General features: G+C 62.6%; 18 protein-coding genes. 12 read left to right on the top strand and 6 right to left on the bottom strand.

The window, feature by feature from the left end:
- The first annotated feature begins 66 nt into the window (after positions 1-66).
- The gene (locus ATI14_RS25800; protein WP_016969904.1) at positions 67-807 is read left to right on the top strand and encodes an SDR family NAD(P)-dependent oxidoreductase; all 741 of its coding nucleotides are present in this window, start codon (positions 67-69) and stop codon (positions 805-807) included.
- Between the two features lie 69 nt (positions 808-876).
- Here the strand turns inward: ATI14_RS25800 and ATI14_RS25805 are convergent, their stop codons facing one another.
- Complete coding sequence (locus ATI14_RS25805) at positions 877-3,876, bottom strand: type III effector HrpK domain-containing protein (RefSeq protein WP_031319601.1); 3,000 nt, start codon at positions 3,874-3,876, stop codon at positions 877-879.
- A gap of 434 nt (positions 3,877-4,310) precedes the next feature.
- Between ATI14_RS25805 and ATI14_RS25810 the strand changes: the two genes are divergently transcribed.
- The 4 genes from ATI14_RS25810 to ATI14_RS25825 all read left to right on the top strand — a co-directional run bounded on the left by ATI14_RS25810 (position 4,311) and on the right by ATI14_RS25825 (position 8,538).
- The gene (locus ATI14_RS25810; protein WP_016969906.1) at positions 4,311-5,000 is read left to right on the top strand and encodes a GntR family transcriptional regulator; all 690 of its coding nucleotides are present in this window, start codon (positions 4,311-4,313) and stop codon (positions 4,998-5,000) included.
- A 22-nt stretch (positions 5,001-5,022) separates the two neighbouring features.
- The gene (locus tag ATI14_RS25815; protein ID WP_026083235.1) at positions 5,023-5,700 is read left to right on the top strand and encodes a DUF2848 domain-containing protein; all 678 of its coding nucleotides are present in this window, start codon (positions 5,023-5,025) and stop codon (positions 5,698-5,700) included.
- Positions 5,701-5,705: 5 nt separating this feature from the next.
- A complete protein-coding gene (locus ATI14_RS25820) occupies positions 5,706-7,046 on the top strand; it encodes an amidase (protein WP_016969909.1) in 1,341 nt (446 codons plus the stop codon).
- Positions 7,047-7,197: 151 nt separating this feature from the next.
- On the top strand, positions 7,198-8,538 hold the full coding sequence (locus ATI14_RS25825; protein WP_016969911.1) for an MFS transporter: 1,341 nt from the start codon (positions 7,198-7,200) through the stop codon (positions 8,536-8,538).
- On the opposite strand, the gene ATI14_RS25830 is transcribed toward ATI14_RS25825, so the two are convergent.
- A complete protein-coding gene (locus ATI14_RS25830; protein WP_231124408.1) occupies positions 8,498-9,283 on the bottom strand; it encodes an AraC family transcriptional regulator in 786 nt (261 codons plus the stop codon). The two genes, ATI14_RS25825 and ATI14_RS25830, sit on opposite strands and share 41 nt — an antisense overlap.
- Positions 9,284-9,381: 98 nt before the next feature.
- On the opposite strand from ATI14_RS25830, the gene ATI14_RS25835 reads away from it, so the two are divergent.
- The gene (locus ATI14_RS25835) at positions 9,382-9,633 is read left to right on the top strand and encodes a hypothetical protein (RefSeq protein WP_016969915.1); all 252 of its coding nucleotides are present in this window, start codon (positions 9,382-9,384) and stop codon (positions 9,631-9,633) included.
- A 388-nt stretch (positions 9,634-10,021) separates the two neighbouring features.
- Here the strand turns inward: ATI14_RS25835 and ATI14_RS25840 are convergent, their stop codons facing one another.
- Positions 10,022-10,585, bottom strand: a complete 564-nt coding sequence (locus ATI14_RS25840; protein ID WP_016969916.1) for an RrF2 family transcriptional regulator — start codon at positions 10,583-10,585, stop codon at positions 10,022-10,024.
- Positions 10,586-10,834: 249 nt separating this feature from the next.
- On the opposite strand from ATI14_RS25840, the gene ATI14_RS25845 reads away from it, so the two are divergent.
- On the top strand, positions 10,835-12,037 hold the full coding sequence (locus tag ATI14_RS25845) for an NAD(P)/FAD-dependent oxidoreductase (RefSeq protein ID WP_016969917.1): 1,203 nt from the start codon (positions 10,835-10,837) through the stop codon (positions 12,035-12,037).
- A gap of 55 nt (positions 12,038-12,092) precedes the next feature.
- Here the strand turns inward: ATI14_RS25845 and gabP are convergent, their stop codons facing one another.
- The 3 genes from gabP to ATI14_RS25860 all read right to left on the bottom strand — a co-directional run bounded on the left by gabP (position 12,093) and on the right by ATI14_RS25860 (position 17,381).
- Positions 12,093-13,514 (bottom strand): GABA permease, encoded by a 1,422-nt coding sequence (gene gabP, locus ATI14_RS25850; RefSeq protein WP_016969918.1) that lies wholly within the window; start codon positions 13,512-13,514, stop codon positions 12,093-12,095.
- 127 nt (positions 13,515-13,641) lie between these two features.
- The gene (locus ATI14_RS25855) at positions 13,642-15,930 is read right to left on the bottom strand and encodes a molybdopterin-dependent oxidoreductase (RefSeq protein ID WP_031319606.1); all 2,289 of its coding nucleotides are present in this window, start codon (positions 15,928-15,930) and stop codon (positions 13,642-13,644) included.
- Positions 15,927-17,381 carry an efflux transporter outer membrane subunit gene (locus ATI14_RS25860; protein ID WP_080520074.1) on the bottom strand — a complete coding sequence of 485 codons (1,455 nt, stop codon included), beginning with the start codon at positions 17,379-17,381 and terminating at the stop codon, positions 15,927-15,929. The genes ATI14_RS25855 and ATI14_RS25860 overlap by 4 nt, the downstream gene beginning before the upstream one ends.
- 89 nt (positions 17,382-17,470) lie before the next feature.
- Here ATI14_RS25860 and ATI14_RS25865 point away from each other — a divergent pair, with 89 nt between their 5' ends.
- From ATI14_RS25865 to ATI14_RS25885, 5 genes are all read left to right on the top strand, one after another.
- Positions 17,471-18,091, top strand: coding sequence for a TetR/AcrR family transcriptional regulator (locus ATI14_RS25865; RefSeq protein ID WP_016969922.1), 621 nt, complete (start codon positions 17,471-17,473; stop codon positions 18,089-18,091).
- Positions 18,092-18,167: 76 nt separating this feature from the next.
- The gene (locus ATI14_RS25870; protein ID WP_080520073.1) at positions 18,168-19,271 is read left to right on the top strand and encodes an efflux RND transporter periplasmic adaptor subunit; all 1,104 of its coding nucleotides are present in this window, start codon (positions 18,168-18,170) and stop codon (positions 19,269-19,271) included.
- Entirely contained in the window at positions 19,268-22,348 is a 3,081-nt protein-coding gene (locus ATI14_RS25875; protein WP_080520072.1) for an efflux RND transporter permease subunit, read from the top strand. The genes ATI14_RS25870 and ATI14_RS25875 overlap by 4 nt, the downstream gene beginning before the upstream one ends.
- 35 nt (positions 22,349-22,383) lie before the next feature.
- Positions 22,384-23,091 carry an SDR family oxidoreductase gene (locus tag ATI14_RS25880; protein ID WP_016969368.1) on the top strand — a complete coding sequence of 236 codons (708 nt, stop codon included), beginning with the start codon at positions 22,384-22,386 and terminating at the stop codon, positions 23,089-23,091.
- A gap of 83 nt (positions 23,092-23,174) precedes the next feature.
- Complete coding sequence (locus ATI14_RS25885; RefSeq protein ID WP_080520071.1) at positions 23,175-24,593, top strand: amidase family protein; 1,419 nt, start codon at positions 23,175-23,177, stop codon at positions 24,591-24,593.
- Positions 24,594-24,614: the final 21 nt, after the last annotated feature.

A 24,614-nucleotide genomic window follows, 5' to 3' on the forward strand; every position in this document is an offset into this window, starting at 1 on the left:
TTGATTGACAGGCGCGGAACAACCTCAGCATATTTATATAACGATCAACACAGAAAGGCAGTTCAGATGACCACTCTCAACGGGAAACGCGCACTGGTCACAGGCGCAAGCCGCGGTATCGGCAAGGCGATCGCACTGGCACTGGCAGCAGAAGGTGCCGACGTGGTGATTACTTACGAACGCTCACGGGAAAAAGCCGAAGCGGTGGTGGCGCAGATCAAGGCTGGCGGGCGTAACGCCGTGGCCTTGCAGGCCGACAGTGCCGACGCACGCGCGGTGAAAAACTCCGTAGACCAGGCCGCAGAGGCGCTGGGCGGCCTGGACATACTGGTCAACAACGCCGGCATTTTTCAGTACGGCACGCTGGAAACCCTGGACCTGGCCACGCTTGACGCGGTGATCGACGTCAACATCAAGTCCGTCATCATCGCCAGCCAGGCCGCCCTCGCACACCTGCCGAATGGCGGCCGCATCATCAACCTGGGCAGTTGTCTGGCCGAACAGGTGCCCACTGCCGGCCTGAGCGTTTACTCCATGAGCAAATCGGCGCTGATCGCCTTCACCCAAGGCCTGGCGCGCGACCTGGGGCCGCGCGGCATCACGGTCAATATCGTCCACCCCGGCCCTACCGACACCGACATGAACCCCGCCGACAGCGAGAAGGCCGCCGCCAGCAAAGCCGGGATCGCACTGGGTCACTACGGCACCAGCGAAGACGTCGCCGCAGCCGTCGCCTTCCTCGCCAGCCCCGGCGCCCGGCAGATCACCGGCGCGGGCCTGCTGGTCGATGGCGGTGTGAACGCCTGACATCCGCCATACGCCCTGACCCCGGTAACGCCCGGCCTTCGGGCCGGGCGACTGCGTCCTCGCCTGACCTCAGGAGGTCCACTCCTCGCCGCCCGGCCAATCCTTGGTGGGAATGTCAGCGATTGACCCGTCTTTAACCCCGTCGATCCCGTAGCGCTCGATTGAATCGCCGAGCACGTCGCCAAACTTGTCCGACTTGGCCTGCGCCTGCCCTTCCTTGACCAGCCCGGGGATAAGCGAGGCCAGCACCGCCACGCCGGCGCCCAGAAAACCCAACACACCTGCGGTGGCAGCCAGGCCCGGAAGGAAACGTGGCAAGTTGGCGCCGAGCAAGCCAAGGCCGCCCTCTACGGCCGAGGCGCTCCCGGCCAGCACGCCCAGCGAACCTGCGGTGATACCAAAGCCGCCGGTGAGTTTGTCACCACGGCGCAGCGCGTTGACTCCGTCAAAAATGCCATAGGCCCCGGCAGCGATACCCGCCAGGCCGCCGATGCCTTTGGCGGCCTCTTCGAAGTTCTTCGCCACGACTTTGGCGTGCTTGCCATCCTTGACGTTGTCCTTGACCTCATCAAGCAGGTCGAGCATGACCTTGCCGTCCTTCATGTCCTTCAAGGTCTGCTCGCCGTTCTTGATCGCCTTGGCGAGATGTTCCTGATAGCCCTTCGAGCCACCCTCGGTCAGCACCGTGGCGGTCTGCACGGAGCCGGTGGTGATGTCGACGATGTTGCGATCGGTCAGCTTGCCGCCGCTCTGCGCCCCGCGCGCAATGGTAACCCCGGCCAGGAACAGCCCGCTCACCCCGTGCAGCACGCCGCTGCCGTAGGCACCCTTGGCGCCGCCATTGGGGTCGAAGTCCGAGAGCTTACCCATTTTGTCGAGCGCCTTGGTGCCCTGGCGGAACAGGTCCCAGTTGCCACGGAAGCCCGCCAGTACCTGGTCGGTGGTCGCTACCGTGCCGTCCTGGTTCAGCAGCAACTCAGGGCTCTCCTGGCGCATCTGGTCGACCAATTTGCGCACCTTGTCTTCGTCCAGTTCCTCACCGCCATTCTTGCCGAAGGCGGTCTTGAGGTTGTCGAACGAGGCGTCCTTGAACAGGTTTTCCTGGGTGATGGTGGAGAAGTTGTCGTTGAGTGGCTTGTCGTATTGCGCGGTGAACTCCGGGTCGAGGGCAGCATTGTAGAGCGCCACTTCCAGGCTGAATTCGGACGCCGCCTTCTCGGGAGAATTGTTTTTGAGCAGCTCGCGCATGCGCTCGCCGCTGGCCAGTTGGTCCTTGTAGAAGGTCTTGAAGTCGTCGTTGTGCGATGACTGGGCAACCGCGCCCTGGATCGCTTTGGCATCGTCCACGCCGAGGATGGATTGCAAGCTGGTGGCGGTCGCGTAGAACGTGGCCAGCGCAGTGTGCTGATCGGTCTTGCCGTCCTTGGTGTTGGCGTCCCAGGCCGCGTCGAGTGCCTTGCCGGACTTGACTTGGTCTTCATAGGTCTTGGTGACGGCATCCTTGAGGCCGGGGTTTTCCTCGAACAATGTCTTCACTGCCTTGTCGCCCGCGTCCTTGATGTAGTCGGCGGTGGGCTTGTCGTCCTGCAGGATGGCCATGTGATCGTTGATGTCTTGCAACAGCTTCTGCGGCTCCCAGATCGCGCCCGAGCGGTTGGCGATGGAGACCTTGCCATAGTCGCTGCTCCACACCCCGGCATTGGCACCGTCGACCACCAGCTTTTGCGATTCCTGCAGTTCGAGCAGTACCGCGGCTTTTTGCTCGGCCGTGTAATTTTCCGGGTGCTCGAAAATGTCCTTGTCGAGCTTGCTGGTGTCGACCTTGCCGGTGACGTTGCCGGCGGCCACGTCGGTGATCAGGCCGGCCAGGCTCTGGGCGTCTTTGGGCGCGGATGTTTTCAACCAGGTCTGCACGTCGTCGCGGCTGACCTTGCCGTCAGGCTTGTCGCCGATGCTGTTGCCGGCAGTGTCGAGTTTGCGGAACGCGCCTGGCTGGGCAAAGAAGTTCAGCGCTTCTTTCTCCTCTTTGCTCAACTGCGGGTTCTGTTTGAGGTAGTCCTTGATGTTCTGCTCGGTGACCGCACCGTCGGCGCCGGTCTTGCCACGGATCGAGTCGTACTTGGCATCCAGAATCGCACCGTACCCGGCCACCTGTTTGGAGCCTGCGTCGGCATCCGGGTTGGCCTTGAGGAAATCCTTGTAGCTGCCGATCTGATCGTTGGCCGGCGGCTTGGCCAGCGCCTCGAAGCCGTACTTGCCGAAATCCTGCAAACGCCCGGCCTCGGTGCCATGGCGGGCCTCACCGCTCTTGGTGAAGCCGTCGACGCTGCTGTTGGCCACGTCCTTGCCCGTCAGTGCCTTGCCCTGGTCGTCATAACCCACCACGCGGTCCAGCACCTGGATGGCACGGAAGGCGGCGTTCGGGTCTTTGTCGAAATCGCCGACCTGCTCCTTCAGCGCATCCTTCACCCCGCTTTGGTTGCCGAGGTTTTTCAGCAACGGGTTTTCATCGATGATGTCCTGGGCGGAGCGCTTGTCGTCCTGCGGCAGCTCCCAAACGATGCCGGCCTTGTCCGCCGCCTCTCGGCGTTGATCGTCCTGGCCCACATCGTCCGCATGCTGCAGTTCGCCTTTGAGATCGTCCCAGCCATATTTGCCGAAATCCTGCAGACGCCCGGCCTCGGTGCCGTGCTTCGCGTCGCCACCCTTGGTGAAGCCGTCGACGCGGCCATTGTCGATGTCGTTGCCGGCCAGGCGTGAGCCGTTTTCGTCAAAACGCTCGACATGCTCCAGCACCTGTTTGGCGCGGTACGCGGCATCGGCGTCGTGCTCGAAGTCGCCCACGCGCTCGCGCAGCTTGTCTTTGACGCCACTCTGGTTGCCGAGATTTTTCAGCAACGGGCTGTCGTTGATGATGTCTGCTGCCGAGCGCTGGTCGTCCTTGGGCCGTTGCCACTGGATGCCGGCGTCCTTGGCCTTGGCCCGGTCCACCGCGTCTCCCCATTCGGCGCTTGAATCGCTTTTCGTCGCGGCTTTGATTGGCGGGGTGTTACTGACCGGTGATGACATGCTTTTACTCCTTGATTGCGAGGCCGCAGCAATGACCGTGAAAGACGGCAATGCCGGGCAGACAATGAAAGCAAAGGCCATGTTGGTTACTGAAAAATGACAGGGTGAGTGGCTCTGCCTGGCCGGACATGGCCTCAGCGTCACTCACGCGCAACAGTTCAAGGGGGCAAAGGCTGCTTGTGAAATGTTGTGAAAACGCCCTTTCGTTACCCCGGTTCCGATCAACACCCTGACTGGCACACCTTTCGGGCACTCGGGTACCAAAGCCGGGCACAAAAGTAACAAGTAACACGGCCCCTCGCGTTGCCTGTCACGTTTAAAACTTCACACAAGCCCCGCCATCCGTGGCTTCAAGCCATTTACCGAAAAAATGGCATACGCCTTGCTTCACTGTGAAAATCATCTGATATATCAGATGATTTTCAGGAGCCGATATGTCCCGACCGACCGATTTCCCCGGCAACCCGTCCACGCTGGTTGCCCCGACCAAAAGCGCAGCGCAGCTGCGTGAGCTGGCTTATGCGCAAATCAAGCAACGCATCATCAGTTGTGAATTCCGCCCTGGCGATGCCATCAATGAAGCGCAATTGACCGCCGCGCTGGGCATTGGCCGTACCCCTATTCATCAGGCGCTGCACCGCCTGGAAGTGGAAGGCATGGTCACCATCATGCCGCGCAAGGGCGTGATGGTGACCGCCCTGTCACTCAACGACGTGCTCGACATGATCGAAGTGCGCGTAAGCAACGAACAGCTGTGCGTCAAGCTCGCCGTGGAGCGCGCCAAGGACGCCGACATCCAGGCCATGCGCGACATCCTCGAGCAAACCCCGGCCTTGCTGGCCAACCATGACGTGGCCGGGCTGATGGCGCTGGACCTGCAGTTTCACATGTCGATTTCGGCCGCGGCCCACAACCGCGTACTGGCCGAACTGCTGCGCAACCTGCACGAAAAGCAGGCGCGTTTCTGGTACCTGACCCTGTCGGAAAACCACCACAGCGAACGCATCTACGAGGAACACCTGCAAATTCTTGAAGCGGTGGAACAGCGCGACGGCGCCGCTGCCATCGCCGCCATTCACCACCACATTGACGATTTCCGCCGCGCCATCATGCGCACGCTTTGATCACTTACTGCGAGAGCACTTCATGACTCAAATGACTTTCCACGTCGTCGGCCAGGGCGACCATCAAGCCAGCATCAAGCACCTGATCATCGCGGGCTGGGCCGGGCGCAACACCGAAGCGGTGGAACACCACATTGCCGAACTCGAAGCGCTGGGCGTGCGCCGCCCCACGCAGGTGCCGTGCTTCTACCGTGTGTCAGCCAGCCTGTTGAACAGCGCCGAGAGCATTCAGGTGCCGGGCAAGGACTCTTCCGGCGAAACCGAATTCGTGTTGATTCCCAGCGAACAGGGCCTGCTGATCGGCCTGGGCTCGGACCACACCGACCGCAAGGTCGAAAGCTATGACGTGACCGTCTCCAAGCAGATGTGCGACAAACCCATTGCCCAACAGGTGTGGCGCTACGCCGAAGTCCAAGAGCATTGGGACCACCTGGTCATGCGCACCTGGCGTGTACGCGATGGCGTGCGGGCGCTGTATCAGCAAGGCCCGGTAACCAACCTGCTGGCGCCGGAAACCCTGCTGGGCAAACTCAACAGCGACGCCGCCTTGCCTGCCGACACCGCGATGTTTTGCGGCACCCAGTCGGTGATCGGCGAGCTGGGGTATGGTGAAGCCTTTGAAATGGAACTGTTCGACCCTGTCCTCAACCGCAGCCTGCGCCACCAGTACGGTGTCGAGCCGCTGCCTGTCGCCGAGTGAAGCCGATGACCACGATTGCAGCATTCGCCCAGGCACTTGCCGAGGGCCGCACCACCAGTGAAGCCTTGGTCAGCGACGCGTTGACCCGCATCGAAGCGCACCGCGCGGCGGGAGGCGTGGCGTATATCAGCGTTGACGCACACAGCGCCATGCAGGCGGCGCGGGCCAGCGACCTGGCGCGCGCATCCGGCTACGTGCCGTCGGCACTGGCCGGTTTGCCGGTGTCCATCAAGGATTTGTTCGACGTGACCGGGCAAGTCACCGCCGCCGGCTCACGCTTGCTCGCCGACGCTCCGCCGGCCAGCCGCGACGCCGTGGTGGTCGAACGACTGCGGGCCGCCGGTGCGATCCTGCTGGGGCGCACCAATATGAGCGAGTTCGCCTTTTCCGGGCTGGGGTTCAACCCGCATTACGGCACGCCGCTCACGCCTCTCGCCGACGGGCGTGTTGCCGGGGGCTCCAGTTCCGGCGCCGCCGTGAGCGTGGCGCTGGGCATGGCGGTGGCTGGCCTGGGCACCGACACGGGCGGCTCGATCCGCATCCCCGCCGCCTTCTGCAACCTCACCGGTTTCAAGCCCAGCGCCAGCCGCGTGCCGATGGCGGGCACCTTCCCCCTCGCCGAAAGCCTGGACTCGGTGTGTGCCCTGACTCAGAGCGTCGCCGACTGCATCCTGCTCGACCAGATTCTCAGCGGCGAGCCGTTGCAAACCCGCGCCGCGCCGCTGGCCGGGCTGCGCCTGGCGGTCACCCGCGACGTGGTGCTGGACCAACTGGACGCCACCGTCACCGCGGCATTCGAGCGCAGCCTCGACCTGCTGACCCAGGCGGGCGCGACGGTAAGCTGGTTCGACTTCCCCGAGCTGCATGAACTGCGGCACATCAATGCCGCCGGCGGGATAACCGCCGCCGAAGCCTGGTACGGCCACCGCCAGTGGCTGGACGGCGACCGCGCCGACGCCTACGACCCGCGCGTCGCCCAACGTATACGCCGGGGCGCCGCCATTAGTGCCGCCGACTACCTGGACATTCGCAACGAACGCCAACGCTTGATCGACGTGGCGCGCGAACGCCTGGGCAACGCCGATGCCTGGTTGCTGCCGAGTGTCGCGGTGGTGCCACCCCGGCTCGCCGACCTCGCCGACGACGCGGCGTTCTTCGCCACCAATGCCTTGGTGCTGCGTAATACCAGCGTGATCAATTTTCTGGATGGCTGCGCCCTCAGCCTGCCGTGCCAGCGTGGCGACGAGTTGCCGGTAGGCCTGTCAATCGCCGGCCTGCATGGCCAGGACGCCCGCGTGCTGCAAGTGTCCCGTTCGATCGAGGCGCTGCTGCGAGAGAGCAGCTGACGCACGGCCGTTGAGCCCGGAGCAGGTCCGCACTGCCCCTGGGCTCAACAATTTTCCCTTGCAAAAAATTCCACGGCGGCCGCCCGTGCGCCCGCACTCGCCTGCCAATCGGCTTGCGCAGCCACTGTGCAATACATTGACGAGACCTCTTATGAACCCGAGCAACGCAACCTCACCTACAGCACTGGACCACGCGCCGATCACCGACGAAGTGGCGGTGGTGTATCGCAAGATCGCCTGGCGCTTGCTGCCGTTCCTGGTGTTTCTGTTTGTATTGGCCTGGATCGACCGGGTCAACGTCGGCTTTGCCAAACTGGCGATGCTGCAAGACCTGGGTTTCAGCGAGGCGGTGTATGGCCTGGGCGCCGGGATTTTCTTCATCGGCTACTTCATTTTCGAAGTGCCGAGCAACTTGCTGCTGGAGAAAATCGGCGCACGGCGCACACTGGCGCGCATCACCATCATGTGGGGCCTGACCTCGATTGCCATGGCGTATGTCGAAAGCGCCTGGTCGTTCTATGTATTGCGTTTTCTGTTGGGGGCGTTCGAGGCGGGCTTTTTCCCCGGCGTGGTGCTGTACCTGACCTACTGGTTCCCTGCTGCGCAGCGCGCCAGGATCAATGGCATGTTCATGACCTCCTTCGCCATTGCCGGCGTGGTCGGCGGCCCGCTGGCCGGGTTTATCATGAGCCACATGGTTGGCGTCGGCAGCCTGGCCAACTGGCAATGGCTGTTTATCCTCGAAGGCATTCCGTCGGTGATCGCAGGTGTTCTGGTGCTGCGTTATCTGCCGGAAAAACCCGCCAACGCCCAATGGCTGAGCGCGGCACAACGCAAGATGGTCAGCGATACCATCGCCCGCGAAGACCAGGCGCCCGGCAAGCACAGCAACCTGCGCGCGCTGATTCGTTTTCCCAAGTTGTGGTTGTGCGCGTTGGTGTATTTCTGCCTGGTGAGCGGCAACGCCACCATTGCGTTCTGGACGCCTTCGGTCATCAAGGCGCTCGGTGTGGATGACACCATGCGCATCGGCCTGCTGTCGTCGATCCCGTTTATTCTGGGCACCGCAGCGATGCTGTGGAACGGCTTTCACTCCGACAAAAGCGGTGAGCGCCGCGTGCACTGCGCCATGGCCGCACTGCTGGCCGGGCTGGGGTTGATCGGCACGGGGTTGTTCATCGGCAACGCGGTGCTGGCGTTGATCGCCCTGACCATTGCGGCCATGGGCATCCTTGCCGCGTTCCCGGTGTTCTGGTCGATTCCAGGCGCCTTCCTCGCCGGCACCGCTGCCGCCGGGGGCATCGCCCTGATCAATTGCATTGGCAATCTGGCCGGGTTTGCGGCGCCTTACATGATCGGCTGGCTCAAAACCCTGACCGGCAGCCTGGCCGCCGGCCTGTATCTGGTCGCCGCCTTTGAACTGCTCGCAGCCGTGTTGCTGCTGGTGGTGTTCAAAGGGATTCGTGTGGTGCGAAATAACGCCCCGGTGTGACGCCGAAGGTGCGGCGAAACAGGGCGATAAACGCACTGACATTGTCGTACCCCAGCTCCAGGGCAACGCGAGTGACCGGCGTGCCGGCGGCCAGCCGCTCCAGCGCGCGCAGCAGTCGCACACGCTGGCGCCAATCGGTGAAACTGAAACCGGTCTCCTGCACAAAACGCCGCGTCAGCGTACGCGGCGCCATCCCTGCCCAGGCCGCCCATTCCCCCAAACGGCGCTCATCATCGGGGCGATCCGCCAAGGCCTGGGCGATTCGGCGCAAACGCGCCTCCTGCGGCATCGGCAAACCCAGGGTGGCGCGGGGCAATGTGCGAATCTCATCCACCAACACAGCGGCCAACCGTGCTTGCGCAGCGTCCCACGCCACCTCCCCCCAACCCGCCGCGCGCAAAACCACTTCGCGTAAAAGCCCCGAGACCGTCAGGACGCAAGGCTCAACAGGCATGTCGGCACACGCGTGCGCCACCACATACACACTCCAGCCGGAAAACGGCCCGTGGGAACGCACCCCATGGAAACCCCCCGGCGGAATCCACACGGCATGGGTGGCGGGCACAACCCACTGGCTATCGCCGGCATCGACTGACAACAGCCCCTGGGTCGCCCCCAATAATTGTCCCCGCTCATGACTGTGACGCTCGGTGACACGCGGTTCGAGGCCCCCGCGCATCACGGCGACAATCGAAGGACCATCGGTTGAAGATGCAGTGCAAAGCGGGATCATTGTTGAGGGCATGCGTGGCCTCATCGAACTATAGAATGTCCTCGATAGCGTACCAAGGCCAGTTTGTCGCGCCTATAGTCGGTGCTCCCTCACTGACTGGAGTCAACATCATGCGTCCCGAAGACTTGCTGCCCGATGACCAAAACCAGACCACACGCGATGGCGTCGTGATTCGCAAAGGCAGCGTGGGCGCCTTTCTGCTCAATGCCCAAGCCTGGTGCGACCCACAGACCGACGCGGCGCAACGCGAGATTGCCGAGAAAGACCTGCTGGCACTGCTGCCGGCGTTGCGGGCATTGGGGCTGTTCGACGTGTTTTCGATTCGGGATGCGGGGTTGCAGCGGCTGGTGGATGCGCATTGAGCGCAGAACACGTTTGGCAGACCAAAAAAGCCACTCATTGGAGTTAATGCCGATCAGTCAAGAACTGGAAAGAGAAAAAAGTAACCTGTGGCGAGGGAGCTTGTTCCCTCGCCACAGGTACAGCGTTCGCTCTTGACTGATCGGCATTACTCACTGGAGTGGCTGTTTTCTTTGTGCCTGTTATCGGTTGATGTTACCGCCGGCAACCCGCAACAAGTCATCGGCCATCGCTTGAATGAGGTTCTCTTTCCAGAGCTTTTTAAGCCATCGCGCGGGAATGCCCCCCACACCATAGTGAGCACCGGCCATTCCAGTGACGGGGGCAAATGAGCCACGGCGCACGTATGAATCCAAAGCAGCACCTTACTTTGTTCGCAATGGCACGCGATCAATCCGAAATATCAGTCACCGCGATGGTCTGGTCGTCAGGCGTGTGCGCACAGCCCTTTTTCTCCCGACGATCGTTGATCCACCCGCCCACCTGTGCCGCGAATTCAGGCGGGGATTTGCGCCCGACCTTGCGCGCGAGGTCGAGGATGGTTTGTTGGGACAGTGCGTCTTCCATGCGTTTTTGCGCCGTCATCATGGCGGCATGGACTGAACAGTGGCCGTCCATCGCCCACGCCGGTGGCTCACCCTCAAACAGCGCGCAACGCCCGCGAATCTCGCGGCAATTGAAGATGAGCTTGTGGCCGTCAATTGCGTTGACGATATCGAGCAGGCTGATTTCATCAGACGGCCTCGACAGCTTGAAGCCGCCGCGCACGCCTTCGGTGGCCACGACCAGTTTGGCCTTGGCCAGCTTGGTGAAAATCTTCCCGAGGTAATCCAGCGGCACGCCTTGCAGTTCTGCCAGGTCGCGCACGCTGGCCTCTCGACTTTCGCCGCCATCCCCTACCAAAAAAATCAGGCAATGAATGCCGTACTCAACGCCCGCGCTGTAAAGAGACATGCCGATCTCCGACTTAATTAGTCGCACAAACTAACAGAAAACCGTGGAGCAAGCCAGTTCGAAACGCGCTGAATCATCGCCATTCAGCCACTCCAAACCCAAGCCACAGGCGCCAATCGACAAGGCTTTGGCAGACTTTTACCGCGCGCCGCGTGCGCAGCCTCATAAAAAATCACCTTGCGCCTTACAACTACGACAAATATAGTCGCCGTTATTCACTTACCCATCACCTCACCCCAAGGTAAAAACATGAAGCAGCACATTCTGATTATCGGCGCGGGTTTCGGCGGCCTGTGGACCGCGCTGAGCGCGACGCGCCTGTTCAACATTCATGAGCACAACGACGTCGAAGTGACCGTCTTGGCACCGCAGGCCGAGCTGCGCATCCGCCCGCGCTTTTACGAGCCGGATGCCCACCAACTGTTCGCGCCGCTTGGCGAGTTGTTTGACGAGGTAGGCGTGACCTTCATCAAGGGCGCGGCAGAAACCATCGACGCGGCACAAAAAAATGTCGCCTACCTCGATGCCTCCGGCAACCGGCAGGTGCTCAACTACGACAAGCTGGTGTTGGCCACCGGCAGCCGGCTCGCCATGCCCGGCACACCCGGTGTGGCGCAGCACGCTTTTGACGTGGACCAGATCGAGCAAGCCGTGCGCCTGGAGAACCACCTCAAAGCCCTGGCAGACCGTCCCTACAGCAAAGGCCGCAACACCGTGGTGGTGGCCGGCGGCGGCTTCACCGGCATTGAAACGGCAACGGAAATGCCCGCACGCCTGCGCGCCATCCTGGGTGAAAGCGCGGATGTCGACGTGATCATCGTCGACCGCGGCGAAGCCATCGGTGCATCAATGGGCGCCGAAATCGGCCGGTCGATTGCCGAAGCGAGTGAGGAATTGGGCGTGAAGTGGCAGTTGAAAGCGTCGGTGGTCGCTGTCGATGAAAACGGCGTTACCCTGGACAATGGCCAACATATCGAAGCCAGCACCGTGATCTGGACCACCGGCGTGCGCGCCAGCTCGCTGACTGAACAGATTCCGGGGGAGCGTGATGCGCTCGGCCGGCTGCATGTGGATGGGAACCTGAAAGTCATCGGCCAGCCAGATATTTTCGCCACCGGCGACGTGGCGTACGCCGCCACCGATGCGCTGGGCAACCACGCGTTGATGACTTGCCAGCACGCCATCATGCTCGGCCGTTACGCCGGCAATAACGTCGCCGCGCAGGTTCTGGGGGTGGATCCGACGCCCTACAGCCAGCCCAAATACGTGACGTGCCTGGACCTGGGCTGTTGGGGCGCGGTGTACACCGAAGGCTGGGATCGTCAGGTCAAGTTGACGCGCCAGGACGGCAAATCGCTTAAAACCCAAATCAATACCGTGTGGATCTACCCACCGGCCGCCAACCGTGAAGCGGCGTGGGCGGCGGCGGATCCCTTGATCCCGATTGCCTGACAGACCTTGCAGGATTGAGGCGACCGATACAGGTGGCTGCCGATGCCGGGCACCCTCATGTATCGGTGGCGCTGGCAGGGATCACGGTAGTTCGATGCGCCGAGCCCTGCGGTTGTCGCGCGGTGATCAGCCCGATAAATGAAATTACCAGCGCCAGCCCAATCGTCGAAGACACTTCAAAACGGTGCTCGGGCGTCACCAGCATCACCGTCAATGCGGCGCAAATGAAGGCGATCACCAGCCAGGTCAGCCAGGGAAACAGCCACATCTGAAAGGTGAGTGTGACGTTGCGGCGTTTGAGCACCTTGCGCATGCGCAACTGCGAAACGGCGATCACCAGGTACACCAGCAAGGCAATGGCACCAGAGCTGGCCAGCAGAAACTGGAACAACCCGGCCGGCATGAAATGGCTCAGCAGCGTGACGCCCGCGCCCAGGATGGTGCTGGCGATCACCGCCGCCCTGGGCACACTGGCCGCCGAGGTTTTCTTCATCAGCGCAGGCGCGTCGCCGCGTTTGCCCAGGGAAAACAGCATGCGTGAAGCAATGTAGATGGAGGAATTCATGCAACTGGCGACCGCGATCAACACCACCACGTCCACCAGCAGCTTGGCGTGGGGAATGTTCATCAACTCCAGGGCGCGCTGATACGACCCGACCGAGGCCAATAACGGGTCATTCCACGGCACCACGGAAATCACCACGAAGATCGACAACAGGTAAAACACACCGATTCGCCACATCACCGAGCGTGTGGCCCGGGCGATATTCTGCGCGGGGTTACTGGACTCGGCCGCCGCGATGGTCACCGCTTCCGTGCCGATAAAGCTGAACATGATGGTGATGAACGCCCCGACCACCGCCGACAGCCCATTGGGCGCAAAGCCGCCGTTTTGCGCCATCAAACCGCTTAAACCACTCGCCTCGCGCTCGGGAACCCAGCCCATCAACACCGCAAAACCCAGGCCGATAAAGCCGATGATTGCAATGACCTTGGCCATGGCGAACCAGAACTCGAACTCGCCGTATTTGGACACGCTGAACAGATTGGTGACCACCAACAAAAAGATCGACAGCAAGGCAAACAGCCACGCGTCGATCTGCGGGAACCACTGGTTCAGGATATGCCCTGCAGCCAGGGCTTCGATGGGAATCACCAGCACCCAGAACCACCAGTACAACCAGCCGATGGTGAACCCGGCCCAGCGCCCGATGGCCTGGTCGGCATAAGTGGAAAACGAGCCGGTGTCGGGGTTGGCCACGGCCATCTCGCCGAGCATGCGCATCACCAGCACCACCAGCAGCCCGGAAAACAGGTAGGCCAGCAACACGGCCGGCCCTGCGGCCGCAATCGCGTGCCCGGAACCGACAAACAACCCCGCCCCGATAATCCCCGCGATGGACAACATGGTCACATGGCGCGGTTTGAAACCTTGCGCCAGCTGGGCGTTTGAATCGTTGGAATTCAGGCTGTCCATTGTTTTCTTATTCTCGGTGATCGACGTCAGGGCGTACTGACTAAAGAGTCAGGCGATCATCATTTCCTAATGATGGGTCACCTTACGCGGCCTGACTTCACGGAAAACAGCCTGAAAACGGCAGGCATTAGCCTGATATCGACATGGTTTGCTCCACCGACGCCAAAGGTTGAATGCGAACCGGCACATACTTATGGTGCGGTGTGCGGCTCAAGGGATCGCAATCCTCCAGCGCGGTGATCCGGTTCAACGCCGGGCCGGACGGCGCACCGCCCTTGTAGCGCATGCCGTAACCATGGGGCAGCGACACCACGCCCCGGCGCATGTCATCGTCAAGCTCCACCACCACTTCAAGATCGCCGCGCCGGCTGGAACACACCACCCGGTCGCCGGCCCCTACCTGCAATGCCGACGCGTCATCCGGATGCATGCGCAACGCGCCGTGGGGGTCGACCTTGCGCCAGGCCGGGTCGCGGTAGATCTGGTTGGCGTTGTAGCTGCGCCGTTCTCCGGCCATGAGGATAAAAGGGTAGTCCTGGCCCGGCGCCGTTTCAGTGCGTAGCGCCGCCAGCTCTTCGAGCATTTCCGGCACCTGCAGATGGGCGCGCTTGTCCTCGTTGCGCAGCAGCGACCAGGTGTCCTCGAACTCGTGCACGCTGATCAGCGTGCCCTGAGGGCGCGCCAGAATGGCGCGAAACAAGGCCGTGCCCAATGTCGCGCGATGCCCTTTGAACCCCGCTCGGCGTACCGCCGCGCCATGTTTTTTGGCGTATTGCAGGCTCAGGCCCAGCAATGGAGCCGCCGCCGCCAAACCGGCCGGCAACGCGGCACCCAGGGTGCGATACATAATCGAAGGCGCGAACGGCATCAGCTTCCTTTGGCGCGCAAACAACGCCGCCAGCGCCGCCAGGTAACCCAGGTGCGCGGTGGCGCCCGGTTCATGCCGTGCGAGGGCGGACAGCACGGGAAAATGCTTGGGCAATACGCCCATCTTCTCAAGCAGCCGGGTATAGATTTCCGGTTCGCTCAGGCATTCATCCGGCGCCGGGAACAGCGGGTGGCGCAGGTGAAAGAAGTTCGTCGGAAACTCCAGGTTAAATCCGGTGGCCTCGCATTTTTCGAACTGCGAAGCGGCGGGCAACACGTAGTGCGCCATGCGCGCGGTCTCGGTCATCGCCACGTCCACCACCACCAGCAACTCCAGTGAAGCGAATGCCTTCTCGTAGGCCGCAGTATCCGGCCAGGTCAGCAAGGGGTTGCTGCTGTCGACAAACACCGAGCGAATGCGTCGCTCGCCTGCCAACAGAATTTCATCCGGCAAAATGTTCGGCGGCAGAATGCCCGCGATGGGAAACATGCCATGGTGAGCCGTGCGCCGGGTGCGCGCGTCACGCTCATCGGTATGCCCCAGCAACGGCAGGAAAAAGGTATGCAGGTTGTTCCCGCCCTTCACCCCGAAATTGCCCGTCACCAGATAAAGCAGTTTTTCCAGGTAACCATTCAACGTGGTGTGCAGGGTGTGCTGAATGCCCAGGTCGATGCGGATGCAGGCCGTACGGGCAGTTGCGAAGCCACGAGCTACGCGTTCGATAGCTGCAAGCGGAACATCGGCACGTGCGGCGTAGTCGGCGACGGGGATTTGCGCCAGCGCCTGGGCGACCGCCTCGAAACCGGTGCAATGACGAGCCAGAAACGCCTGGTCGTGCAAGCCCTCGCCGACGATGATCGCCAGCATTGCGCTCAACAGGTAAGCATCCGTACCGGGTTTGAGCTGCAAATGAATGTCGGCTTGTTTGGCAGTCTCGGACCGGCGCGGGTCGATGACGACCATGGTGCGATCCGGGTCTTTCTTGAGGTGCTTGAGGGTGTCGCGCGCGTTGGGAATGCCGTGGGCCTGGAACGGGTTGCAACCGATGAACAGCACGTAATCGGCATGCTCGACGTCTTCAGTGGTGTGGCAATCCTGGCGGCCGAAAATACGTCCGTTAACCCAGAAATCGCCGGTTTTCTCCTGCGCCAGAGAGTTATAGGCATTTTTGCTGCCCATGGCCGCGCGCAATTGGCTGTTGCCGTAGGCGCTGCCCAGGTGGTTGCCCTGCCCGCCGCCGCCGACAAAGGCAAATGCATCACCGCCATGCTGATCGCGTATCTGCATCAGGCGCCGGGCAATGTCGTCCAGTGCCTCATCCCACGACACGCGTACAAATGTGCCATCCGGCTCTCGTCGCAGCGGGTGCTTGAGCCGGTCGTCATGGGACTGGTAATGCTGCAGCCGCGCGGCTTTCTGGCAGATGTAACCCTGGGTCACGGGATGATCTTCATCTCCGCGAATGCGTGTGATCGCGCCCTCCTCGATCTCCACCTGGAGGCCGCAGTTTCTTGAACACAGGATGCACGCCGTTTTTGCCACTGTCATAAAGGCCTCCCGGACGCGAGCACCACAGGGTCCCAGCCACCGCCAAGCGCCTTGAAGGCCGCGACAGCAGCGCGTGCCGACTCGGTCTGAGCCTGCGCCCTGGCATCGGCGGTTTGCAGCAGGCTTGCCTCGGCATACAGCACCTCTATCTGGCTGGCCGCGCCGCGTTGGTAAGCAATGGATGAAGACTCAACTGCGCGTGAAAGTGAAGCTTCGCCCTGCACCAATGTGCCGGCCTGCTCCTGGCGGCGGGCCAGTGATGAAAAGGCATTCTCCACATCTTCGGTGGCGTGCAGCGCGGCGAGGCGGTAAGCGGCCAATGCTTCGGCGTTCCGGCCTTTGGCGCGGTCGATCTGGGCGTCGATGCGGCCGAAATCAAACAAGCGCCAACGCAGCCCCAGCACGCCGGCCGACTGGCTTGCACCACCGCTGAACAGGTGGCCGCTGGAAACAGCCGTGGCGCTGCCCAGTAAGCCGTCGAGGGAGAATTTCGGGTAGTACTCGGCGATCGCCGCGCCGATTTCGGCGTTGGCGGCCACCAAGCGGCGTTCGGCCACAATGAGGTCCGGGCGGCGCTGAAGCAGGTCGGCAGGCGAACCCATTGTGCCGATCGGCGCGGCAACCGGAATCGGGCTTGCAGCTTCAAGCTCGGCGCGATGGGTGCCGGGGGCAACGCCCAGCATCACATCCAGTGCATTCATGGCCGTATCGAGGCTGTTTTGCAGAACCGGCACCGTGGCCTTGACCTGCGCCAGCGCGCCCTCGGCTTGGCGCACCTCATACTCGGCGGCCAGCCCTTTTGCGTATAACAGTTGAGTTTTCGCCAGCAACCCCTGTTGAGTGTCGACCTGCTGACGGGCAATCGCCAGGCGTGCCTGCACGCCGCGAATGGCGATGTAGGTATCCGCCGTCTGCGCCGCCACCGCCAGCCTGACCGCCGCCAAACCGGCCTGCGAGCCCTGGTAATCCGCCAGTGCCGCTTCGCGGTCACGCCGCAGGCCGCCGAACACATCCACTTCCCAGCTCGCCGTCAGATTCGCCTCATAGGCACTGCCCCAGCGGTTGTAGTCGGGGCTGGCATCCAGTACTTGCCCCAGCAGCGTTTCGACCGATTGATGCGCGCGCGCAGCAGAACCGCTGACGGCGCCCGAGGGCAGCAAGGCCGCGTTCGCCGCCCCAAGCCCGGCCTTGGCTTGCAGCACCCGCGCCGAGGCTTGGGCCAGGTCAAGGTTCTGCTCCAGTGCTGTCTGCACGAACTGCGTGAGCAACGGGTCGTTGAAGGTCTGCCACCAGGTCGCGAGGGCTGCGGCGCTTTGGGCGTCACGTGCCGCCGACTGCCCCAGATAGTGGTTCGACAGCGGCAAGTCGGGACGATGGTAATCCGGGCCGACCGCGCAACCGGCAACAAGGCTGGCACCCAACAAGAGTGCGAAAGAATGACGGGGAGACATGGGTATCCTGCACAGTGGGCAAACGAGTGACCATATTACGATATGGTCACTCGTTGTCAACACAGGTCATTGGGGGTAGCCTAACCGCCATGACCAAGACATCCCTCCCCGCCCCAACACCGCCTCGCGGCCCCTCGGATCACGACGTCAGCGTCCAGATCGTCGAGGCTGCCAGCCAGCATTTCGGCCTTTACGGTTACGAAAAAACCACGGTATCCGACCTGGCCAAGGCCATCGGTTTCTCCAAGGCCTACATCTACAAGTTCTTTGACTCCAAGCAAGCGATTGGCGAAGTCATCTGTTCAAATCGCCTGGACATGATCAAACGCATCGTCGACGACGCCATTTCCGACGCGCCCTCAGCCTCCGAAAGGCTGCGCCGGATGTTCAAGGCCCTCGTGGACGCCAGCCGCGACTTGTTCTTTCATGACCGCAAGCTCTACGACATTGCCGCCACGTCGGCAGGTGAAGCCTGGCCGTCCTCGGTCGCTTATGAGGCGCATATCCGCAACCTGATCGCCCAAACCATCCGCGAAGGCCGTGAAGCCGGCGAGTTCGAACGCAAAACCCCGCTGGACGAAGTCAGCAACGTGATTTACCTGACCATGCGCCCCTACGTCACGCCCCTGCTGCTGCAATACAACCTCGACAATGCCGAGGAAGCCACCCTGCAACTCTCCAGTTTGATATTGCGAAGCCTCGCCCCCTGATTTTCATTTTAGTGACCATTGACTAAATTGGTCACAAGTATAAGCTGTGGATCCTGCTCCCTAGGAAAGCGATCCCATGCTTGCGCGAAAATTAACCTCGTTGACCCTCTGTGTGCTGCCGCTTGCGCTGGCAGCCTGCAGCGACGAACGCCACCCCGCTGACCCGCGAATCGACCCGCCGCTGGTCAGGGTCGGCACCGTTCAGCCCGCCTCGGCCGCCTCACGCTCATTCACCGGCACCGTTGCCGCCCGCGTCCAGAGTGACCTGGGCTTTCGTGTGTCCGGCAAGGTGCTGGAACGGCTGGTGGATACCGGGCAGACCGTCAAGCGCGGGCAACCCCTCATGCGCCTGGACCCGATCGACCTGCAATTGCAGGCACGTGCCCAGCAAGAAGCCGTCACCGCCGCGCGCTCCAGCGCCCGGCAAACCGCCGACGATGAAGCGCGTTACCGCGAACTGGTCGCTGCCGGCGCCGTATCGGCCTCGGCCTACGACCGCATAAAAGCGGCTGCCGACTCCGCCAGGGCGCAGCTCAGCGCCGCGCAAGCCCAGGCCAACGTCGCCAACAACGCCTCGGGTTATGCCGTGCTGTTGGCCGATGTCGACGGGGTGGTGGTGGACACACTGGCCGAGCCCGGGCAAGTGGTCAGCGCCGGCCAGCCGGTGGTACTGCTGGCCCGGGCCGGGCAACGCGAAGTCATCGTCAACCTGCCGGAAACCCTGCGCCCGGCTATCGGCTCGGTGGCGCAGGCCCGCTTGTATGGCAGCACGCAGACCGCCTTGCCGGCCACACTGCGCCAGCTTTCCGATGCGGCTGACCGTGCCACACGCACCTTCGAAGCCAGGTACGTGCTTGAAGGTACGCTCGCCAATGCGCCGCTGGGCGCGACCGTATCCCTCGACATCCTGGGCGACACCACCGCCTCGCAAACCCTGCAAGTGCCGATCGGCGCGTTGTTCGATCCGGGCACTGGCGCGGGTGTGTGGGTGGTCGAGGGCTCGCCGGCGAAGGTGACATGGCGCCCCGTGCACGTGCTGGCTCTGGGTGACGACAGCGCCAGGATCAAGGCTGACCTCAAACCCGACGAACAGGTGGTTTCCCTCGGTGCCCATCTGCTGCATGAAGGCGAGCCGGTTAGGCTGCCCGGTTCGGATGCGGTCGCTGGAGCTCAGCCATGAAGCCGGGGCGTTTCAACCTCTCGGCGCTGGCGGTGCGCGAGCGTTCCATCACGCTGTTTCTGATCGTGTTGATTTCCGTCGCCGGCGCGCTGGCCTTCCTCAAACTGGGGCGCGCCGAAGACCCGCCCTTCACCGTCAAGCAGATGACCGTGATCACCGCCTGGCCCGGTGCGACCGCCCAGGAAATGCAGGACCAGGTCGCCGAGCCCCTGGAGAAACGCCTGCAGGAGCTGCGCTGGTATGACCGCGCTGAAACCTACACGCGCCCGGGCCTGGCCTTCACCGTGATTTACCTGCTCGACAGCACGCCGCCGTCCGAGGTGGAAGGAGAGTTTTATCAGGCACGCAAGAAACTGGGCGACGAGGCCAAAAACCTGCCGCCCGGCGTCATGGCCCCGGTGCTCAATGACGAATATTCGGACGTCACCTTTGCGCTGTTTGCCCTGAAGGCCAAAGGTGAGCCGCAACGCCTGCTGGTGCGCGACGCGGAAGCCTTGCGCCAGCAATTGCTGCATGTGCCAGGCGTCAAAAAAATCAACATCATCGGTGAGCAGGCCGAACGTATTTTCGTGTCGTTTTCACATGATCGCCTGGCCACATTGGGCATCGCGCCGCAGGACATCTTCGCCGCACTCAACAGCCAGAACGTGCTGACCCCCGCCGGCTCCATCGAAACCCGAGGGCCACAGGTGTTCCTGCGCCTGGACGGCGCGTTCGACAAACTGGAAAAAATCCGTGACACCCCGGTCATCGTCAAAGGCCGCACGCTGAAGCTGTCGGACCTGGCGACAGTCGAGCGCGGCTACGAAGACCCGGCGACGTTTCAGGTGCGTAATAACGGTGAGCCCGCGCTGTTGCTCGGCGTGGTGATGCGCGAAGGCTGGAACGGGCTGGACCTGGGCAAGGCGCTGGATGCCGAGACCGCAAAGATCAGCGCCAACCTGCCCCTGGGCATGACCCTGAGCAAAGTCACTGACCAATCCGCCAACATCCACGCGGCGGTCGATGAGTTCATGGTCAAGTTCTTTGTCGCACTGTTTGTGGTGATGGTGGTGTGCTTCATCAGCATGGGCTGGCGGGTCGGCATCGTCGTGGCGGCGGCCGTTCCGCTGACCCTTGCCGCCGTGTTCGTGGTCATGGCAGCCACCGGCAAAAGTTTTGACCGCATCACCCTGGGCTCGCTGATTCTGGCGCTGGGCCTGTTGGTGGACGACGCCATCATCGCCATTGAAATGATGGTGGTGAAGATGGAAGAAGGCTACAGCCGCCTCAAAGCATCGGCCTACGCCTGGAGCCACACCGCCGCGCCGATGCTGGCCGGCACGCTGGTCACCGCCATCGGTTTCATGCCCAACGGCTTTGCCCACTCAACGGCGGGCGAATACACCAGCAACATGTTCTGGATCGTCGGCATTGCCCTCGTCACGTCCTGGGTGGTGGCGGTGGTGTTCACGCCCTACCTCGGGGTGAAGATGCTGCCGGACATCAAGCAGGTGGAAGGCGGCCACACGGCCCTTTACAACACCCGCAACTACAACCGGTTCCGCCGGGTGCTGGCGCGCATCATCGCCAGAAAATGGTGGGTCGCCGGCGCTGTGGTGGGGTTATTCGTGCTGGCGGTTGTGGGCATGGGGCAGGTCAAAAAACAGTTCTTCCCCACTTCCGACCGCCCCGAGGTGCTGGTCGAAGTGCAGATGCCCTACGGAACGTCGATTGAGCAGACCGCTGCCGCCACCGTGAAAATCGAAGACTGGTTGAAGCAGCAGCCCGAGGCAAAAATCGTCACGTCCTATATTGGCCAGGGCGCGCCGCGTTTTTACCTGGCAATGGCGCCGGAACTGCCTGACCCCTCGTTCGCCAAGGTGGTGGTGCTCACGGGCAGCGAGGAAGAACGTGACGCGCTCAAACTCAAACTGCGCCAGGCGGCGGCTGACGGTCTGGCCTCCGAAGCGCGCGTGCGGGTGACCCAACTGGTGTTCGGCCCTTATTCGCCCTTCCCCGTGGCCTACCGCGTGATGGGGCCCGACCCGCAGAAACTGCGTGCGATTGCCGCTCAGGCCGAAGCGATTCTGCGCGCCAGCCCACTGATGCGCACGGTCAACACCGACTGGGGCCCCCAGGTGCCCGCGCTGCACTTCACGCTTGACCAGGACCGGCTCCAGGCCGTGGGCCTGACCTCCAATTCAGTCGCCCTGCAATTGCAGTTCCTGCTGACGGGCGTGCCCCTGACGGCCGTGCGCGAGGACATCCGCTCGGTGCAAATCATGGCGCGCTCGGCAGGCGACACCCGGCTTGACCCGGCACGGATCGCCGGCTTCACGCTGACGGGCTCCGCCGGACAACGTGTGCCGCTGTCCCAGATCGGCACGGTGGAGGTGCGCATGGAGGCCCCCGTGCTGCGGCGTCGCGACCGCACGCCCACCATCACGGTGCGCGGCGACATTGCCGAAGGCTTGCAGCCGCCGGACGTCTCGGTGGCTGTTTTCAGCCAGCTGCAACCGCTTATCGACCAGTTGCCTGCCGGTTACCGGATCGAGCAAGCCGGCGCCATCGAGGAATCCGGCAAGGCCTCCCAGGCCATGGCGCCGCTGTTCCCGATCATGATTGCACTGACCCTGCTCATCATTATTTTCCAGGTGCGCTCCATGGCCGCCATGGTGATGGTGTTCGCGACCAGCCCGCTCGGCCTGATTGGCGTGGTGCCCACCCTGTTGCTGTTCCAGCAGCCTTTCGGCATTAACGCGCTGGTGGGCCTGGTGGCGCTGTCCGGCATTTTGATGCGCAACACGCTGATTCTGATCGGGCAGATTCACAACAATCAGAAGGACGGGCTGGCGCCCTTCGATGCAGTGGTGGAAGCCACTGTGCAACGCGCCCGGCCGGTCCTGCTGACCGCCGTGGCGGCCATTCTGGCTTTCATTCCGCTGACCCACTCGGTGTTCTGGGGAACCCTGGCTTACACCCTGATCGGCGGCACCTTTGGCGGCACGCTGATGACGCTGGTGTTTCTGCCGGCCATGTATTCGATCTGGTTCAAGATCAAGCCCCCAAAAACCAGCTCCACTTCAATCACTTAACGCATCCACCAATGCCCTCGGGCAGGAGAAACACCATGCAGATCAAAGATTCCATCGCGCTGGTTACCGGCGCAAACCGTGGTTTGGGCAAAGCCTATGTCAAAGCCCTGCTGAATGCCGGCGCCAAAAAGGTTTACGCAGCCGCCCGTGATATTGGCAGCATCGAGGCCGCCCCCGGCGTGGTGCCGCTGAAGCTGGATGTGACCAAACCGGAAGATATCCGGGCGGCCATCGCCTCTGCCAACGACGTCAACCTGCTGATCAATAATGCCGGTATCAACGGGCGCAACGGCGCCTCCGCGGGCAACATCGATATCGACACACTGCGCCTGGAACTGGAAACCAACGCCATCGGCCCACTGGCCACCAGCCTGGCCTTCGCACCGATTCTGGCGGCCAATGGCGGTGGCGCGGTGGTCAACATGCATTCGGCCCTGAGCTGGGTCAACTTGCCCAACACCATTACCTATTCGGCGAGTAAAGCCGCGGTGTGGTCGCTGACCAACGGCCTGCGCCTGCAACTGGCGAGCCAGGGCACCCTGGTGGTGGGTGTGCATGTGGCGTTCGTCGATACCGATATGACGCGCGGGCTGGAAGGCGTGCCGAAGGCGGATGCCGATGAGGTTGTAGCGCGCGTATTGAGCGGCATCGAAAACAACGAAACCGAAGTGCTGGCCGACGGCACAGCCCAGGCCATCAAGCAGAACCTGAGCAATGGCATTTACCTGCGGCCTGTTTCCTGACAGAAGCCCCCCACCACCCCTGTGGCGAGCGGGCTCGCCACAGGTGATGCATTCGGGTGCCCTTTGAATCGAGAGAAAACTGTATGAATACACCTGCATCCACCCAATCCCCCCTTGTTTCACTGGGTGTCGCCGACGCCGCGCGCGCCATCCTCACCGGCGAGATAACGGCCGAAGCCTATGCGAGCGCGCTGTTGCAACAGTCGCGCAACAGCGCTGACCTGAACACCTTCATCCGCATCGACGAAGCCGCCGTGCTCGCCAGCGCAAGAGAGGCGGACAGCGCGCGAGCAGCCGGTTCGACCCTGCCACTGCTGGGCGTACCGATTGGGGTGAAAGACAGCTACCTGACCAAAGGCCTGGCCACCAGCCTCGGCCTGGAACACCTGGCTGACTTTGTACCCGAACAGGACGCGGGCGCCGTGAGTGCGCTGAAAGAAGCCGGCGCGCTGGTGTTTGGCAAGAACAACCTGGTGGAAATGTCGTTCGGCCTCACGGGCAACAATGCACACTACGGCCAGGCCAAAAACCCCCATGCGCCGGACCGGGTCACCGGCGGCTCTTCCAGCGGCTCGGCCGCGTCCGTGGCGGCGGGCATTGTTCCGGCATCGTTGGGCGGTGACACCATTGGCTCCATTCGGGTACCCGCCGCGCTCTGCGGCGTGGTCGGGTTCAAACCGACCACCGGGCGCTGGCCGCGCGACGGTGTGGCGCCGGTTTCCCACACCCTGGACACCACGGGTGTGCTTGCTCGCAGTGTCGCCGATTGCGCGCTCATCGATCAGGTGGTCACCGGTGACGCCTTGCAGACAGAACATGACCTCAAGGGTGTGCGGCTGGCCTATGCACCGCGCCAGTTTCTCGAGGGGGTCGATGCACAGGTCGAGGCGCGTTTTCGCGAGGTGCTGCGGCAGCTGAAAGACACCGGTGCCGAGCTTGTGGAAGTGGACCTGGGTGAGGATTTTGCCGCCCTTTCGCAATCGGCGGCCTGGGGGATTTTCTTTCACGAAACCCAGGGCGCAGTCACTGAGTTCCTGCGATTTCACCAGGTGCCCACCCGGTTCGAAACGATCCTCGAACGGCTCAAACCCGAGTTGCGCGACGCCTGGAGCTATATGGTCGTACCGCACGGTGCAGGCGCCATTTCCGCCGACACCTACCAGGCGATTTTGAACGTCAACCGGCCCGAGATTCAGCGGCGGCTGGATCAGGTCTTCGTGGCCCGCGGCGTGCAAGCGATCCTGCAGCCGACAACCCCCTGCACCGCCCCGCTGATCTCACAGCAATCCCGGTTCATCGTGGCAGGCCGCGAGGTCGATCAATTGGTCCTGGCCAATCACACGGCGGTGGCGAGCCTGTTGGGCCTGCCCGGCATCAGCCTTCCCGCAGGGCTGTCCAACCAAGGCCTGCCGATCGGGCTGGAACTGGATGCGCCGGCAGGCAGCGACCGCAGGCTGCTCGCACTTGCCCAGCGGGTCGAAAGCGTTCTGTCGATCAACTAACGTCACGTTTTACAGGCGATC

This window comes from Pseudomonas tolaasii NCPPB 2192, assembly GCF_002813445.1.
Classification (GTDB): domain Bacteria; phylum Pseudomonadota; class Gammaproteobacteria; order Pseudomonadales; family Pseudomonadaceae; genus Aquipseudomonas; species Aquipseudomonas tolaasii.

Coding starts and splice junctions, on each gene's coding strand:
- ATI14_RS25800 (WP_016969904.1), top strand. CDS start 67: ATGACCACTCTCAACGGGAAACGCGCACTGGTCACAGGCGCAAGCCGC.
- ATI14_RS25805 (WP_031319601.1), bottom strand. CDS start 3,876: ATGTCATCACCGGTCAGTAACACCCCGCCAATCAAAGCCGCGACGAAA.
- ATI14_RS25810 (WP_016969906.1), top strand. CDS start 4,311: ATGTCCCGACCGACCGATTTCCCCGGCAACCCGTCCACGCTGGTTGCC.
- ATI14_RS25815 (WP_026083235.1), top strand. CDS start 5,023: ATGACTCAAATGACTTTCCACGTCGTCGGCCAGGGCGACCATCAAGCC.
- ATI14_RS25820 (WP_016969909.1), top strand. CDS start 5,706: ATGACCACGATTGCAGCATTCGCCCAGGCACTTGCCGAGGGCCGCACC.
- ATI14_RS25825 (WP_016969911.1), top strand. CDS start 7,198: ATGAACCCGAGCAACGCAACCTCACCTACAGCACTGGACCACGCGCCG.
- ATI14_RS25830 (WP_231124408.1), bottom strand. CDS start 9,283: ATGCCCTCAACAATGATCCCGCTTTGCACTGCATCTTCAACCGATGGT.
- ATI14_RS25835 (WP_016969915.1), top strand. CDS start 9,382: ATGCGTCCCGAAGACTTGCTGCCCGATGACCAAAACCAGACCACACGC.
- ATI14_RS25840 (WP_016969916.1), bottom strand. CDS start 10,585: ATGTCTCTTTACAGCGCGGGCGTTGAGTACGGCATTCATTGCCTGATT.
- ATI14_RS25845 (WP_016969917.1), top strand. CDS start 10,835: ATGAAGCAGCACATTCTGATTATCGGCGCGGGTTTCGGCGGCCTGTGG.
- gabP (WP_016969918.1), bottom strand. CDS start 13,514: ATGGACAGCCTGAATTCCAACGATTCAAACGCCCAGCTGGCGCAAGGT.
- ATI14_RS25855 (WP_031319606.1), bottom strand. CDS start 15,930: ATGACAGTGGCAAAAACGGCGTGCATCCTGTGTTCAAGAAACTGCGGC.
- ATI14_RS25860 (WP_080520074.1), bottom strand. CDS start 17,381: ATGTCTCCCCGTCATTCTTTCGCACTCTTGTTGGGTGCCAGCCTTGTT.
- ATI14_RS25865 (WP_016969922.1), top strand. CDS start 17,471: ATGACCAAGACATCCCTCCCCGCCCCAACACCGCCTCGCGGCCCCTCG.
- ATI14_RS25870 (WP_080520073.1), top strand. CDS start 18,168: ATGCTTGCGCGAAAATTAACCTCGTTGACCCTCTGTGTGCTGCCGCTT.
- ATI14_RS25875 (WP_080520072.1), top strand. CDS start 19,268: ATGAAGCCGGGGCGTTTCAACCTCTCGGCGCTGGCGGTGCGCGAGCGT.
- ATI14_RS25880 (WP_016969368.1), top strand. CDS start 22,384: ATGCAGATCAAAGATTCCATCGCGCTGGTTACCGGCGCAAACCGTGGT.
- ATI14_RS25885 (WP_080520071.1), top strand. CDS start 23,175: ATGAATACACCTGCATCCACCCAATCCCCCCTTGTTTCACTGGGTGTC.